Source organism: Pseudomonas sp. AKS31, from assembly GCF_023634765.1.
Taxonomy (GTDB): domain Bacteria; phylum Pseudomonadota; class Gammaproteobacteria; order Pseudomonadales; family Pseudomonadaceae; genus Aquipseudomonas.
On record NZ_JAMLFX010000002.1, the window covers coordinates 913,446 to 928,013 of the forward strand.

Consider the following 14,568-nt stretch of genomic DNA (forward strand, 5'->3'; position numbering starts at 1 on the left):
TATAGTTGATCTGACACGAATCAGCTGCGGTGACGCCATGGAAGACATTTTCGTCGTGAAGCGTTGCAACAAGATCATTATTCACGGTCGACGTGCCGAAGACAGCCAGCATGATCCCGCCGAAGCCACTGGTTGGTTTCGCATCTGCGACACACGTACTGGCGGTTTCATCGGTGATGGCTACGACACGGAGGGCGAAGCTCGACGTGAATGCACGCGCCTCAACGCAGTCAGTTCCCCACTACCGGCCCGCGAATCGTCCGGCTGATGCCGATCAGAAGCGGGTCTATACTGAAACCAGCTGAAGGAGCAGCACCCCACGGCAGAAGGCTCGCAACACGCGGGCTTTTTGCTGCAGCTCAGGTTTCATAGAACGGAGGTGTTCCATGTCCGAAAAAGAGTCCATCACCACCCTCCTTACCCTGCTTGACGCTCGACAAGCGCGCCTCGCCGCCGCGTGCAAAGAGATCGCCGACTGGGTCGATCACCAAGGCGGGCACCCCACCGCCCTGCGCATCCGGGACCGACTGAATGACATCGAGAAGGATGCTCCGCTGATTCGCAATACGCTGTCGGCGCTAAAGCCTGTTGATCGGCCACTGCCTCGGTTCAGATGACCTCGACCAGGCCAGGGTTTCAGGAATTTGCTCATTAGCGGTGACCCTAAGTCACCGCATTTGCAAAGTAACGCCCTCACCCGCCCGCATGCGGGTGTTTTTTTGCCTGCGTCCAAACGGCGAACGCTTGCTGTCCGCGAGTTGTCATAACTTATACATGTCGCTCAGGAGACAGTTATGGTTATCCATTTCAACGTCGACGGCCATCTGGCTTGCGGCCATAAAGGCAAACAACTGTCGGCAAGCCGCGAACTCAATCGCGTGAAGTGCCGCAGTTGCCGCAATACCGATGCATACAAGCAGGCACGAAAGGATCAGCGCAACGCCAGCCGCCGCATGGCCCGTCAGGCCAAAACCTCGCACGATGCAACAAACTGGCGCGCAGAATGGATCGAGCGCCTGACCGCCATGGCCGGCCTTCAGCGCTTGCCTCGCGGGTTTAGCGGACAGGCTTTCGTCTAGTACCGCGTGTTGGCAAGCCACCAAAAAGGCCTGCATGAGAAAACTCATGCAGGCCTTTGATATTCATGGAGTAGCGTGCTGGTGCGGGAAATTGCTCTACGAGCGAAATTTCCATCAACCAGCCAACTCACGCGGTTTTCCAGATTGCTCGCTGATTTCCAGATCCCACCAATCCGGTGAGCCTTGCTGTAGCACAAATGAGGCACAGAAGGATGAACATACGTTCATCGAAAACATGGCTCGATGCGTCTAGGCTGCGGGTTCCGACATAGTGACTACAGGAGTAACCCACCATGTTCTCGCACGAAAGCATCCCGCTTGTTGCCATCTTCATCATCATGTTCATAGGCGTGCTTGCCGCCTTCCTGCACCCGGTGCACGCGTTCTTCAGCTGGCTTCGCAGACGGAGTCAAAGATCTTCCTCTCGCTCTTCGAAAGGAGTGGGTTCGCGCTGAATTTTTCCCCGACGAGCCCGGATACATCCGGGCTTCTTTTCGTAACGCCTACAAACTGCCGATAGCAGCCAAGGAACTCCGCATCCCTTTGCCTGTAAGCCCAGGGGAAGGGATTGCGCCAACTTCGGCGCGCTTATGACCTGGATTGCGACCCAGAAACGAACAAGGGCTTGCATCAGCTTTCGCCTGCAAACCCTTGATTAAAGATGGTGCCCGAAGCCGGAATCGAACCGGCACGCCCTTACGAGCGGGGGATTTTAAGTCCCATGCGTCTACCAGTTTCGCCATTCGGGCGGTAGCGCGGTGCTGCTGTCTTCTGCTGCACAGTCGCGATCCTGACAGGATCCAACCTTGAACAACAGTGCGGGAAATATATACATCACTTCCCAGTGAAGCAAGTTGGCAATGACCGTTTTTCAAGACTAAATCTTGCGGTACTTTGCAAATAAAAAAGCTCCGTAAATCATGGATCTACGGAGCTTATTCATAGTGGAGGCCGAGGTCGGAATCGAACCGGCGTAGGTGGATTTGCAATCCACTGCATAACCATTTTGCTACTCGGCCTCAAAGTATCTGCTGTCAGTAGCACAACAACAAACACTGTACAAATTGGAGCGGGAAACGAGACTCGAACTCGCGACCCCGACCTTGGCAAGGTCGTGCTCTACCAACTGAGCTATTCCCGCTTGGTGATGCGCATTCTATAGAATTAAGAAGCTCCGTCAACCCCTTGATTCAAAAAAGTTTTATTTCTTTTCAACATCGGTCTTCAGGTGCGGCCAGGCGGCGCGCAGGTACTGCACCATCGACCACAAGGTCAGGCCGGCAGAGACCATCAGCAAGGCATAACCGAGGATAACCCAGAAGCTGAAATCCTTTGGATTAGCCAACAGAATGACCAGCGCGAGCATCTGCGCTGCGGTCTTCCATTTGCCCAGATTGGAAACGGCTACATGGGCACGGGCACCGAGTTCGGCCATCCACTCACGCAAGGCCGACACCACAATTTCGCGACCAATGATGACAGCCGCAGGCAGTGTGAGCCAGAGATTGCCATGTTCCTGGACCAGAAGCACCAGTGCGACTGCAACCATGAGCTTGTCAGCGACCGGATCGAGAAACGCCCCGAACGGAGTGCTTTGCTCCAGACGGCGAGCCAGATAACCGTCCAGCCAGTCCGTCGCTGCCGCAAAGGCGAACACCGAGGCGGAGGCCATGTAACTCCACTGATAAGGCAGATAGAACAGCAAAATGAAGATTGGAATGAGCAGGACGCGTAGAACGGTAATCAGATTAGGGATATTCATCGGCACAACTGGCTACGAGGTGAAGGGGCATTCTACTCGCTATGCAGGTTCGCATAAATCGACTCTGCGAGCTTTTTACTGATCCCCGGGGCTTTGGCGATCTCTTCGATGCTTGCACGAGACAGCTCCTGCAATCCACCAAAATGTTTCAACAAGTCGCGACGTCGGGTCGGCCCAACGCCGGCAACGCCTTCCAGCGTTGACGTACGACGGGTTTTACCTCGACGTGCGCGGTGTCCTGTAATTGCGAAACGGTGCGCTTCATCGCGAATCTGTTGAATCAGGTGCAGCGCCGGCGAGTCGCCACGCAAGGTAAACTCGTGCGCCGCATCATTTAGATACAACGTTTCGAAGCCGGCCTTGCGCGTAGCACCTTTGGCAACACCGAGGAGGATCAGGTCCGGCACGGCCAATTCGTTGAGAACATCCCGTGCCATCGACAGCTGGCCCTTGCCACCGTCGACCAACAAGATGTCCGGCAGTTTGCCCTCGCCTTCCTTGAGTTTGCTGAAGCGTCGCGTCAGGGCCTGATGCATGGCGGCATAGTCGTCACCCGCCGTGACCCCTTCGATGTTATAGCGCCGGTAATCCGACTTGATCGCGCCTTCAGGGCCGAACACCACACAGGACGCGACCGTCGCCTCACCGCTGGAATGACTGATGTCATAGCATTCCAGACGCTGCGGCGGTTCATCCAGGTTCAATACTTCGGCCAAGGCCTCGAACCGCGCGGCGGTGTGTTGGCGGTTGGCCAGGCGCGCGCCCAATGCCTGCTCGGCGTTGGTCACTGCCAGTTGCTGCCAGCGCGCGCGCGTACCACGCACCCGATGACTGATGGCCAGCTCGCGACCACGCAGCTCATGGATCGCTTCAACCAATGCTGGAAAGTCTTCGTGCACCACATTGACGATCAGCTCGCTCGGCAAATCTCGCTCGGGGCTGCTGATAAAGTAGTGGCCAAGAAACGCGGCCATGACTTCCGACACGTCCTCTTCGATACCGACTTGCGGAAAGAAATTCTTGCTGCCCAACACACGTCCGCCACGGACGCTTATCAGGTGCACGCAAGCGCCGCCCGGGTTGACGAATGCCGCGATGACATCGATATCCCCTGTACCACCTTCCATGCTCTGTTGATCCTGGACCCGACGCAGCAGTGCGATCTGATCACGCAGTTCGGCGGCACGCTCGAACTCCAGGTTGATCGCCGCCTCCTCCATCGCCGTGGACAGCTCGTTGGTCAACGCGTGACTACGCCCCTCAAGAAACATCACCGAGTGACGCACGTCTTCGGCATACACTTCAGGCTCGACCAGTCCGACGCAAGGCGCTTTGCAGCGCTTGATCTGATACTGCAGGCACGGGCGGGTACGGTTCTTGTAGTAGCTGTCTTCACACTGGCGAACGAAGAAGGTCTTTTGCAGCAGGCTCAGGCTTTCACGTATGGCGCCGGCACTCGGATAGGGGCCGAAGTACTTGCCCTTGGCCTTTTTGGCCCCGCGATGAATGCTCAGGCGCGGGAATTGGCCGTCGGACAGAAACACGTAGGGGTAGGATTTGTCGTCGCGCAACAGAATGTTGTACGGCGGACGCCATTCTTTGATCAGCGTCTGCTCCAGCAGCAGCGCCTCGGTTTCGTTGGCGGTGATGGTCGTTTCGACCTGCGCAATGCGCCCCACCAACGCGGCAGTCTTGGGCGCCAGGCCGGTTTTGCGAAAGTAGCTGGCCAGGCGTTTTTTCAGGTTCTTGGCCTTGCCCACGTACAACAGGCGTGCATCGCTGTCGAACATGCGATAGACGCCCGGGCGCCCGCTGACTGTCGACAGAAACGCGCCGGAATCGAATGTTTCAGTCATGGTCAGAGGCTGGCATCAACCATACCGTGCCGCACCGCCAGCAGAGTCAACTCGACGTCACTGCTGATCGAAAGCTTCTCGAAAATACGATAGCGATAGGTGTTCACGGTTTTCGGTGACAGGCACAATTTGTCGGAAATGATCTGTATCTTCTGACAGCCGACGATCATCAAGGCGATCTGAATTTCGCGTTCGGACAAGGCATCGAAGGGAGAATCATTGGAAGGCTGAAACGACTTGATTGCCAATTGCTGGGCAATTTGCGGACTGATGTAGCGCTGACCGGCAAAAACCAGGCGAATCGCCTGAACCATTTCCGGCAAACCCGCGCCCTTGGTCAGATAACCCGCAGCACCAGCCTGCAACAAGCGTGTCGGAAAAGGATCCTCTTCACACACCGTAACCGCGACCACCTTGATGTCCGGATGACTGCGCAACAGTTTGCGCGTGGCTTCCAGGCCGCCGATGCCAGGCATCTTGACGTCCATCAGCACCACATCGGGCTTCAACTCTCGGGCCTTGATCAGGGACTCTTCCCCGGATTCAGCCTGGCCAACCACTTGCAAGCCATCGATATCGGCCAGCATACGTGTAATGCCTGTGCGAACGAGATCATGGTCATCGACCACTAGCACCCTAATCAAGCAGACACCTCGCGATATGGTCTTATTGGGATGCCGGACACCTTAGCAAAAAGTACCCCGCAGACCTAGCGGAAAGCGTCATTTAAAAAGTTTCAATTCATCATTGAAGGCTTGCCGGCCGTGGGTTTCAGAGCACATGTGTACTGATATCAAGCTGCATTCGCAGAAAACACTCGTCCGCGCCTTGAACTTGTAGTCCTTTTCTCTCATACAAGTTTCTCGCCGGATTATTTTCAAATACGGTCAGCCGCAGCGCCGGGCGTCTTTCTCTACGCACCATGTCGATAACCTGATCGATCGCCCAAGAACCAGCACCCTGCCCCTGATACGTTTCAGCAATCTGCAGCTCACGAATGTATAGCGCGCGCATATCCCGACTGAGACTGAGAAAGCCCACTGGCACATCACCCTTCACTATCAGCCAGTTTTGCCGCCCCAACCATGCCACGTCGAACGCTTCGTCCTGCCATAGCAGGTCATGGCGAATGTAGTAGCGCAGCATGTTCTGACAGGTGAGATCGCGGGCAAACGCCAGATCTTCTGGAACCGCCAATCGTAAGTGGAATGTCATCAGGCTTGCACAACAGGAACAATTCGCCCCAGCCATGCACCCACGACGCGCTCGGCCATGACCAACAGATCACCTGCCCCGGCCGCTGCGGCCTCGATAAAGCGACAGTGTGAAAGCTCACCGGCAATGTGCGGAGACTGGGCAGCAGCAATGGTTTGTGTCGACACGGTTCACCCTTGGTCATCAAGCGAAGTGCAGAATGTCACAACTCCTGCGCGACGCTAGCAATAGATGTTTTGTTGATTACGCGATAGCAATTTCTGATTGCTGTGGCGTAGCGGCCTCTAGTAAGCTCGGCCCATTCATCGGAGACAGACCATGTTCAACGCCCTCTCACAGCTTTGCACCACCAGCGCCCTGCGCTCGGTTGCGGCTGCCCGGGTGAATGACGTTTGCGCTCCGGTCAGCTTTTATTTTGGGTATTGGTTTAGCCACTGGCGCGCCTGATACCCAAACGGCGCCCATAACAACGGGTCGCCTACCAGAGAATTCTCAACCCCCGGTCGGCCTCCCGACCGGGGGTTTTGTTTTTTCAGCCCCACATTTTTCAGCAACACACTAGACACTTTGAGGAATCACGAAATGAACTACGCCACTTATTACCGTCACGACAGCTTCAGCGCCTGGCGATTTACCAGCCTCCGCTCGGGACAGCCTGCCGCCTCCGATCGGTCACCTACAGGTGGCAAGCACACACACGTAGCCACTACGGCCAACTGTCGAACACCCCAGTAGGGCCGAGCGAGCGGGAAGCACCCGCCGCCAGCCCAGGAAGACCGAATATGAACTCGTCCGTTTCTGCTCTGCCGCTGTCCACCCTGAACCCTGCCAACGAAGCATTGACCCTGCGTCTGCCCAGCTCGTTGCAACTCAAACAGCAATTGCCCCTGAGCAATGCCTTGAGCCTGCAAGTCACCGCGCACCGCCAGGCGGTTCGCGCCATTCTCAATGGCCAGGATCAACGCCTGCTGGTCATCGTCGGGCCCTGCTCTATCCATGATCCGCATTCCGCACTCGAATACGCCGGCAAGCTCGCTCGACTGGCTGAAGAAGTCAGCGGCGAAATGCTGTTGGTGATGCGAGCCTACGTCGAGAAACCGCGTACCACGGTCGGCTGGAAAGGTCTGGCCTACGACCCGCAACTGGATGGCAGTGACGACATGGCTGGCGGCCTTACGCTTTCGCGCGAGCTGATGCTGGAAATGATCCGCCTCGGCCTGCCAGTGGCCACAGAATTGCTGCAGCCCATGGCTGCCGGTTACTTCGACGATCTGTTGAGCTGGGTGGCCATTGGCGCGCGCACCACTGAATCGCAGATCCACCGGGAGATGGCCAGTGGATTGGGCATGCCAGTCGGGTTCAAGAACGGCACCGACGGCGGTGCCGCCATTGCAGTTGACGCCATGCGTTCTGCAGCCCATCCGCACCGGCATTTCGGCGTCGATAGTCAGGGCCATCCGGCCATCATTCAAACACCAGGCAACCCCGACACCCACCTGGTTCTGCGCGGTGGCCATAAAGGGCCGAACCATGATCGCGAGAGCGTTGCGAAAATCCATGCAGACCTGAATCGCCTGAAGATTCCGAGCCGGATCATGGTCGATTGCAGCCACGCCAACAGTGGCAAGGACCCGCTACGCCAGCCCGGCGTCTTCAACGAAGTGCTTGAGCAACGCCTGCAAGGTGACCGCTCTTTGATCGGCATGATGATTGAGTCTCACCTGTTCGAAGGCTGCCAACCGCTGAGCGAATCCCTGCGCTATGGGGTGTCGATTACCGACGGTTGCCTCGGTTTCAGCGCAACGGAGCGCTTGCTGCTTGACGCCTGCCAGCGCCTTGCCGCACACGCCAAAGGCTGATTGCCAGGCTCACCCTCCGGTTTATCGCAAGCCGGAGGGCCGGCCATATTCCCGTTACGCCTCTACCTGCACGTGCGTCACCGCGGACTCCTGACTGACATCGTCCAGACGTTCAATCGTGTAGGCCACCCGCACGGTCGTGCCATGGTGCTCACGCCAGAATCGGTGCGGCACAATGAAGATCAGCGGCTTCCCCGCCGTCTCCCGAGTGATTTCACGGTCATCGCGATGATTGAACAGATCTCCGTCGCACTTGAGGTACGCCAACTCACCTTCCTGCGTTTGAGCGTTACCGATCACGACGGTGACGCCATCGATCGAGTCGTCTCTCGACAACACGCCATCTTGCGCTTCAAGCACATCGGGTGCGTCCAGTTCACCCCGTTGGATCGGGGTGACGAGAACTCGCGCCGCCTCGGATTCGCGAACGACGCCGCCCGCCTGTTCGACCTGGTAGCGCACTACCACCTCGCCGCCGAGATGGGCTGCGATGTGCACCCCTTCAACCCAGAATGACAGGACATCTGCGACCGCAAAGGTTTCGACCTTCAAGCTGTCGCTGAACGTTGCAGACGATGCGTCAGCGCCCCACAGCAACGTGACCCGATCCCCCGCCGCCATTCGGGAATAAGGCTGGAGCGCGACAAGCGTGCCGTCCGGCACTCGTGCCGGATCCAGCGTTCCTCCGATCGCCCCCTCGACAATCGGCGCAAGCAATTGCGGCCGGGCATCCCCCACAGACAATTGCACGCGCGCAGACAACGCGGGTTCAACCGAGCCCGCGCTGAGCCGTTTCCAGTAGATCTCCAGAGAACCGCCATCCAGCGCCGCGATATGCATGCCCTTGATCACGAACACGACATCCTTGCCGATCTGGCCTTCGCTGACATAGCGAACCATTTCGTGCTGATAGGCAAAGCCTTCTATATCCAGTCCGTCCCAGCTCAACAACAACTGATCGCCGCAAGCCATGTTGGCATAAGGGGCAATGCGGACAACAACTTTGCTCAGCGCGGGATCCAGCACTGCTCCCTCATGGGAATCAAGGGTTGGCGCAGGCAGCAGTTCGTCCGAAACACAGGGACTGACAGGGTGGCGCATCCGGTAGCAAAACTCGACTTCGTGCGTGTGCATTAGTGGCTCCATTCCTTGGAAAAAACGCCGCTTTCATGGACGGCGTCGACAGCCAACATTCAACGCCATTGCGTACACTTTCGATGTCAGCCTCATCCGCCGCGAACAACCGGCAAAGGCCTCCTGCCGGGTAGGCAAACCACGCAAAATTGCCATCAACCTAGCGAAAGATGTCTTCAACTTCCGATTCGGATTTCATAAGTATCTGAAAATTCTTACAAGCACTAGTCCAGATTCAACGGCCAAGAGAAGCCCCTTCTTACTTCTTCAACAGGATGAGTGTTTTAGAGTGGCCTCCAGATTCCCCGATGAACTTCTGTGAAAAAGGTAAGAACATGCAACGGAATGCTTCAACTCGCTATCCCGTCCTGTTGGTACACGGCCTGTTCGGATTCGAGCGTATAGGTCATTTCGAGCTGTTCCATGATGTAAAGGACGCTCTGAAAACGACTGGCAGCCGAGTGTTTGTTCCACACCTTTCTGCCACCCATAAAAACGAAACAAGGGGTGAACAATTGCTTGCACAGATTGATCGTGTCTTGCGAGGCACAGGTGCAGACAAAGTCAACCTCATAGGACACAGTCAAGGCGCATTGGCTGCTCGATACGCTGCAGCGTTGGCGCCACACGCCGTCGCTTCCGTCACCTCCGTCAGCGGCCCGAACCACGGCTCGGAACTGGCTGATTTTCTGCGCAAGGCACTGATACCCGGGCGACTGCCGGAGGTCGTCGCCCAGAACGTAGCGACGCTATTTGCCAATTTTCTATCGTTGCTCAGTGGCAGTGCCGCCTTGCCGCAGAACGCACTGGCGGCGCTCAATGCACTGACGACTGAAGGCGTAGGCGAGTTCAACGACAAGTTTCCGCAGGGATTGCCCAGCACTTGGGGCGGACAAGGCCCGGAACAGGTCAACGGCGTACGCTATTACTCGTGGAGCGGCGTTCTGCCGGCCAGCAGCCCGTCGCCACTCGATCCGACCCAAAGCATTTGCCATGCGCTATCGCAGTACTTCATGACCGAAACGCTGCAGAATGACGGTTTCGTCGGCCGCTTCAGTTCTCACTTGGGGCAGGTGATCCGCTCCGACTACCCACTGGACCATCTGGGCAGCCTGCGCCGCACAGCCGGCGCCATACCCGACCCGATTGAGCTGTACGTCAAGCACGCCGAACGTCTGCGAGCCGCGAATCTCTGATCAAGGCCACGGACAACCGAACGGAACTTTGCCGAGAATTCGCCCACTGAATCCGGTAGGCTCCACACTTTACTGAAATAGATTGGAGAGTTTCCCCATGGCTCAAGCCACTGCCCGCCACATCCTGGTTGCCAGCGAAGACAAGTGCAACGAACTCAAGGCCCAGATCGAAGGCGGCGCCGATTTCGCCGAAGTCGCCAAGGCCAACTCCACCTGCCCGTCCAGCCGTCAGGGCGGTGATCTGGGTAAGTTCGGTCCTGGCCAGATGGTCAAGGAATTCGACACCGTGGTCTTCAGTGCGCCAATCAATGTCGTGCAAGGTCCGGTGAAAACCCAGTTCGGTTATCACCTACTGGAAGTCACCAGCCGTCAGGACTGATCCGTCGCCTGATTGCTTGCCAACGGCCCGCCTTCTGGTGGGCCGTTGTGTTTCAGTTACATATACGGCTGGCGACTGACGCGCCTCTCGCGTACAACTTGCGCTTATCGATTTCCCGGTTCCAAGGCTGACAATGCGACTGGTTTTTCCCACATTGATGCTCACCGCCCTCGCCCTGCTGACGGGCGCCGCCGGCGCGAACGCTGCGCCGCAACACGCGCTGACCGTTTATGGCGAACCCGCCAAGTACCCCGCCGGCTTCAGCCACTTCGACTACACCAATCTGCAAGCGCCCAAGGGCGGGACGATGCGCCGCTCGGCCATCGAGATCGGCCACTTTGACCACGTCCTTCCTTATATAGACAAAGGTATCGGCGTCACGCAGATCGATGGTTTGCTCTATTCGCCACTGGCCCAGCGTTCGCTGGACGAGCCGTACACCGTCTACGGTCTCGTCGCGCAAAAGATGGAGCGCTCGGACGATGGCCTTTCACTGCGGTTCTTCATCAACCCCAAGGCACGCTTCGCCGATGGCAAAGCGATCACTGCCGAAGACGTGCGTTACACCTACGATTTATTGATGACCCAGGGCAGCCTGCGTTATCGCACCCAGTTTGCCGACGTCAAAGGCGTCGAAGTCGAAGCACCGCTGACCGTACGCTTCGACTTCAAGAGCAATGAAAACCGCACCCTGCCACTGGACATCGCGACCCTGCCGGTATTCCCCGAGCACTGGTGGAAGAGTCGCGATTTCGCCGGCGGCGGCGGTTATGAAGCCCCCCTGGGCAGCGGCCCGTATCGAGTCGGCAAGGTCGATTCGGGGCGCAGTATCACGTTTGAACGCAACGCCGACTGGTGGGGCAAGGATCTGCCGGTCAGTCGTGGCTTGTACAATTTCGATCATTTCAGCATCGAGTACTTCGGTGATACCGATGTCGCCCGCCAAGTGCTGCGCGGTGGCGCCTATGACTACAACCGCGAGTTTTCGGCCACTGGCTACTCGATCGGCTATGACAGCCCGGCACTGAGCGACGGACGCCTGCAAAAGGCGCATCTGGCCACCGAGGCGCCACAGTCAGCCCAGGGTTTTGTCTTCAACCTGCAGAAACCCATGTTCACCGATCGCCGCGTACGCCAGGCCTTGGCGATGCTCTGGGATTTCGAGTGGAGCAACCGGCAGATGATGCGCGGCATGTATATCCGCCAGCAGAGCTACTTCTCCAACACGCAACTGGCGGCAAGTGAACTGCCCGATGCACAGGAGCTGAAAATCCTTGAACCGCTGCGTGGCCAGGTTCCCGACGAAGTTTTCAGCAAAGTCTTCGAAGCGCCGAAAACCGACGGCAGCGGCGTCATCCGTGACAAACAGTTGCAAGCCCTCGACCTGCTCGAACAGGCGGGCTGGAAACCGGATGGCGATCAGTTGGTGAATGCTCAGGGCGAGCCATTGAGCTTCACCTTCCTGGTCAGCCAGAACGGCATGGATCGCTTGCTGCTGCCCTACAAGCGCACGCTGAAGCAGATAGGTATCGACCTGAACATCCGCCGCATCGACTCTTCGCAATACGTCAATCGCCTGATGAGCCGCGACTACGACATGATCGTCACCGGCTACCCGGTCAGCACTTCACCGGGGGGCGAGTTGCTCAATTACTTCGGTTCCGCATCGGCCAACGACCCGGGCGCGAACAACTACATGGTGTTGAAAAACCCTGCCGTGGATACGCTGATCAACGGCCTGATCCGCGCGTCCACGCAGTCCGACATGCTGCATTACGCCCATGCTCTGGATCGGGTGCTGCAATGGAATTACTACTGGATTCCCAACTACTATCCACCGGGCACTTCAACCGTCTGGTGGAACCGCTTCGGCATACCGTCGGTGCAAGCCAGCAATGACGAAGCCATCGAGAGCTGGTGGGAAATCAGCCGCACACCATTGACCAATCAGCAGATGACCGCCGAGAAAATCGCTCGTGGCAGACCCGGAGGGCCGCACTGATGTGGGGTTACATACTGCGGCGTCTGCTGCTGATCATCCCGACGCTGGTGATCATTCTGCTGGTCAATTTCGTGATCATTCAGGCCGCGCCCGGCGGTCCGGTAGAACAGGCCATTGCCCACCTGCAAGGGATCGGCGGCGCCAGTGTCGGTGGCGGCGCCAGCGAAACCATGAGCGGTACTTCCCGCGCCAGTCGCGGTCTCGATCCGCAACTGATCAAGGACATCGAAAAACAGTACGGTTTCGACAAACCGGCCCATGAGCGCCTGTGGTTGATGCTGAAGAACTACGCACAACTGGATTTCGGCAAAAGCTTTTTCCGTGGCGCGACAGTCACCGACCTGATCCTGGAAAAAATGCCGGTGACCATTTCCCTCGGGCTATGGGCGACGCTGATCACCTATCTGGTGTCGATCCCGCTGGGGATCCGCAAGGCCGTGCACCATGGCAGTCATTTCGATATCTGGAGCAGCACGGCGATCATCATCGGCTACGCGATGCCGGCGTTTCTGTTTGCGATGTTCCTGATCGTGGTGTTTGCCGGCGGCACGTCATTGAACTGGTTTCCGGTGCGTGGTCTGGTCTCGGACAACTTCGAATCACTGTCGACTCTCGGCAAGATTGCCGACTACTTCTGGCATCTGGTGCTGCCGGTGACGGCGCTGGTGATCGGCGGTTTCGCCACACTGACCATCCTGACGAAAAACTCGTTTCTCAATGAAATCACCCGCCAGTATGTGGTGACCGCTCGCGCCAAAGGTCTGAGCGAGCGTCGCGTGCTGTACGGGCATGTGTTCCGCAACGCGATGCTGCTGGTGGTGTCCGGCATCCCTCAGGCGTTCATCAGTGTGTTCTTCGCCGGTTCCTTGCTGATCGAAGTGATCTTCTCCCTCGACGGCCTCGGGCGTATGAGCTACGAAGCCGCGGTTTCACGGGACTACCCGGTGGTGTTTGGTTCGCTGTTCATCTTCACGCTCTTCGGCCTGCTGATAAAACTGGTGGGCGACCTGTGCTACACGCTGGTCGACCCGCGCATAGACTTCGCCGCGAGGAACGCCTGATGTTCAAGCTCTCGCCTCTGGGCCGTCGGCGCTTCGAGCGCTTCAGGAAAAACCGCCGTGGCTGGTGGTCGCTATGGCTGTTTATCGGCCTGTTCGTGGTGACACTGGGCGGTGAATTGATCGCCAATGACAAGCCTTTGGTCGTCAGTTATCAGGGCCAGTGGTACTTCCCGGTGTTCAAGCGCCACACCGAGCAGGAATTCGGCGGGCAACTGCCGTTCCAGGCCGATTATCGCAGCGACTATGTGCAGAACCTGATTCGCAAGGACGGTGGCTGGCTGCTGTTCCCGCCCATTCCGTTCAGCGACGACACGCCGAATTACGACCTCAACAAACCGGCCCCGAGCCCGCCGACGTCGGTCAACTGGCTGGGCACTGACGATCAGGCGCGGGATGTGCTGGCGCGGGTGATTTTCGGCGCACGGGTGTCGATCCTGTTTGCCTTGATGCTGACCTTTGTCAGCGCTCTGATCGGCATTGCCGCCGGTGCATTGCAGGGCTACTACGGCGGCTGGGTCGACCTGCTCGGGCAACGTTTACTGGAAGTCTGGTCGGGGCTGCCGGTGTTGTACCTGCTGATCATCCTCTCGGGTTTCGTCGAGCCGAATTTCTGGTGGCTGCTGGGGATCATGGCGCTGTTTTCATGGCTGGCGCTGGTGGATGTGGTGCGCGCCGAGTTCCTGCGTGGGCGCAACCTGGAGTACGTCAAAGCCGCCCGCGCGTTGGGCCTGAGCGATCGCAAGGTGATCTTTCGGCACATTCTGCCCAACGCCATGAACGCAACACTGAGCTACTTGCCGTTCATTCTGACCGGGGCGATTTCCACCCTCACCGCGCTGGATTTTCTCGGTTTCGGCATGCCCGCCGGCAGCGCCTCGTTGGGTGAATTGATCGGTCAGGGTAAACAGAATCTGCAAGCACCGTGGCTCGGGTTGACGGCGTTTTTCACCCTGGCGCTGATCCTTTCTTTATTGGTGTTCATCGGCGAAGCGTTACGTGACGCGTTCGACCCTCGATCCTGAAGC

General features: G+C 57.7%; 14 protein-coding genes and 3 tRNA genes. 9 read left to right on the top strand and 8 right to left on the bottom strand.

All coding sequences use genetic code 11. The features are described 5' to 3' along the window. The first annotated feature begins 37 nt into the window (after window positions 1-37). From M9827_RS10060 to M9827_RS10070, 3 genes are all read left to right on the top strand, one after another. A complete protein-coding gene (locus tag M9827_RS10060; RefSeq protein ID WP_250605314.1) occupies window positions 38-268 on the top strand; it encodes a hypothetical protein in 231 nt (76 codons plus the stop codon). A 118-nt stretch (window positions 269-386) separates the two neighbouring features. Then, window positions 387-617 carry a hypothetical protein gene (locus tag M9827_RS10065; protein WP_008082703.1) on the top strand — a complete coding sequence of 77 codons (231 nt, stop codon included), beginning with the start codon at window positions 387-389 and terminating at the stop codon, window positions 615-617. A gap of 177 nt (window positions 618-794) precedes the next feature. Beyond that, a complete protein-coding gene (locus tag M9827_RS10070; RefSeq protein WP_250605315.1) occupies window positions 795-1,079 on the top strand; it encodes a hypothetical protein in 285 nt (94 codons plus the stop codon). A 662-nt stretch (window positions 1,080-1,741) separates the two neighbouring features. On the opposite strand, the gene M9827_RS10075 is transcribed toward M9827_RS10070, so the two are convergent. The 7 genes from M9827_RS10075 to M9827_RS10105 all read right to left on the bottom strand — a co-directional run bounded on the left by M9827_RS10075 (window position 1,742) and on the right by M9827_RS10105 (window position 5,912). Continuing rightward, window positions 1,742-1,828: transfer RNA gene (locus M9827_RS10075), tRNA-Leu, on the bottom strand. A gap of 196 nt (window positions 1,829-2,024) precedes the next feature. After that, a tRNA-Cys gene (locus M9827_RS10080) sits at window positions 2,025-2,098 on the bottom strand. A 46-nt stretch (window positions 2,099-2,144) separates the two neighbouring features. Continuing rightward, a tRNA-Gly gene (locus tag M9827_RS10085) sits at window positions 2,145-2,220 on the bottom strand. Window positions 2,221-2,280: 60 nt separating this feature from the next. Beyond that, complete coding sequence (pgsA, locus tag M9827_RS10090; protein WP_007950102.1) at window positions 2,281-2,841, bottom strand: CDP-diacylglycerol--glycerol-3-phosphate 3-phosphatidyltransferase; 561 nt, start codon at window positions 2,839-2,841, stop codon at window positions 2,281-2,283. Between the two features lie 32 nt (window positions 2,842-2,873). Then, window positions 2,874-4,697, bottom strand: a complete 1,824-nt coding sequence (gene uvrC / locus M9827_RS10095; RefSeq protein ID WP_250605316.1) for an excinuclease ABC subunit UvrC — start codon at window positions 4,695-4,697, stop codon at window positions 2,874-2,876. 2 nt (window positions 4,698-4,699) lie between these two features. Next, window positions 4,700-5,341, bottom strand: coding sequence for a response regulator transcription factor GacA (gacA, locus tag M9827_RS10100; RefSeq protein WP_250605317.1), 642 nt, complete (start codon window positions 5,339-5,341; stop codon window positions 4,700-4,702). A 127-nt stretch (window positions 5,342-5,468) separates the two neighbouring features. Further along, window positions 5,469-5,912 carry a GNAT family N-acetyltransferase gene (locus tag M9827_RS10105; RefSeq protein ID WP_250605318.1) on the bottom strand — a complete coding sequence of 148 codons (444 nt, stop codon included), beginning with the start codon at window positions 5,910-5,912 and terminating at the stop codon, window positions 5,469-5,471. A 782-nt stretch (window positions 5,913-6,694) separates the two neighbouring features. Here M9827_RS10105 and M9827_RS10110 point away from each other — a divergent pair. Beyond that, window positions 6,695-7,771: a 3-deoxy-7-phosphoheptulonate synthase gene (locus M9827_RS10110; RefSeq protein WP_250605319.1), complete on the top strand. Its 1,077-nt coding sequence runs from the start codon at window positions 6,695-6,697 to the stop codon at window positions 7,769-7,771. Window positions 7,772-7,825: 54 nt separating this feature from the next. Here M9827_RS10110 and M9827_RS10115 read toward each other — a convergent pair whose 3' ends face one another. Next, window positions 7,826-8,905 (bottom strand): hypothetical protein, encoded by a 1,080-nt coding sequence (locus M9827_RS10115; protein ID WP_250605320.1) that lies wholly within the window; start codon window positions 8,903-8,905, stop codon window positions 7,826-7,828. 335 nt (window positions 8,906-9,240) lie between these two features. Between M9827_RS10115 and M9827_RS10120 the strand changes: the two genes are divergently transcribed. From M9827_RS10120 to M9827_RS10140, 5 genes are all read left to right on the top strand, one after another. Further along, window positions 9,241-10,101, top strand: coding sequence for a lipase family alpha/beta hydrolase (locus M9827_RS10120; protein WP_250605475.1), 861 nt, complete (start codon window positions 9,241-9,243; stop codon window positions 10,099-10,101). 97 nt (window positions 10,102-10,198) lie between these two features. Further along, window positions 10,199-10,480, top strand: coding sequence for a peptidylprolyl isomerase (locus M9827_RS10125; protein ID WP_250605321.1), 282 nt, complete (start codon window positions 10,199-10,201; stop codon window positions 10,478-10,480). Window positions 10,481-10,613: 133 nt separating this feature from the next. Continuing rightward, window positions 10,614-12,482, top strand: coding sequence for an extracellular solute-binding protein (locus M9827_RS10130; protein ID WP_250605322.1), 1,869 nt, complete (start codon window positions 10,614-10,616; stop codon window positions 12,480-12,482). Beyond that, a complete protein-coding gene (locus tag M9827_RS10135; RefSeq protein ID WP_034154280.1) occupies window positions 12,482-13,543 on the top strand; it encodes a microcin C ABC transporter permease YejB in 1,062 nt (353 codons plus the stop codon). The genes M9827_RS10130 and M9827_RS10135 overlap by 1 nt, the downstream gene beginning before the upstream one ends. After that, a complete protein-coding gene (locus M9827_RS10140; protein ID WP_250605323.1) occupies window positions 13,543-14,565 on the top strand; it encodes an ABC transporter permease in 1,023 nt (340 codons plus the stop codon). Before M9827_RS10135 ends, M9827_RS10140 begins: the two co-directional genes overlap by 1 nt. The last annotated feature ends 3 nt before the right edge of the window (window positions 14,566-14,568 follow it).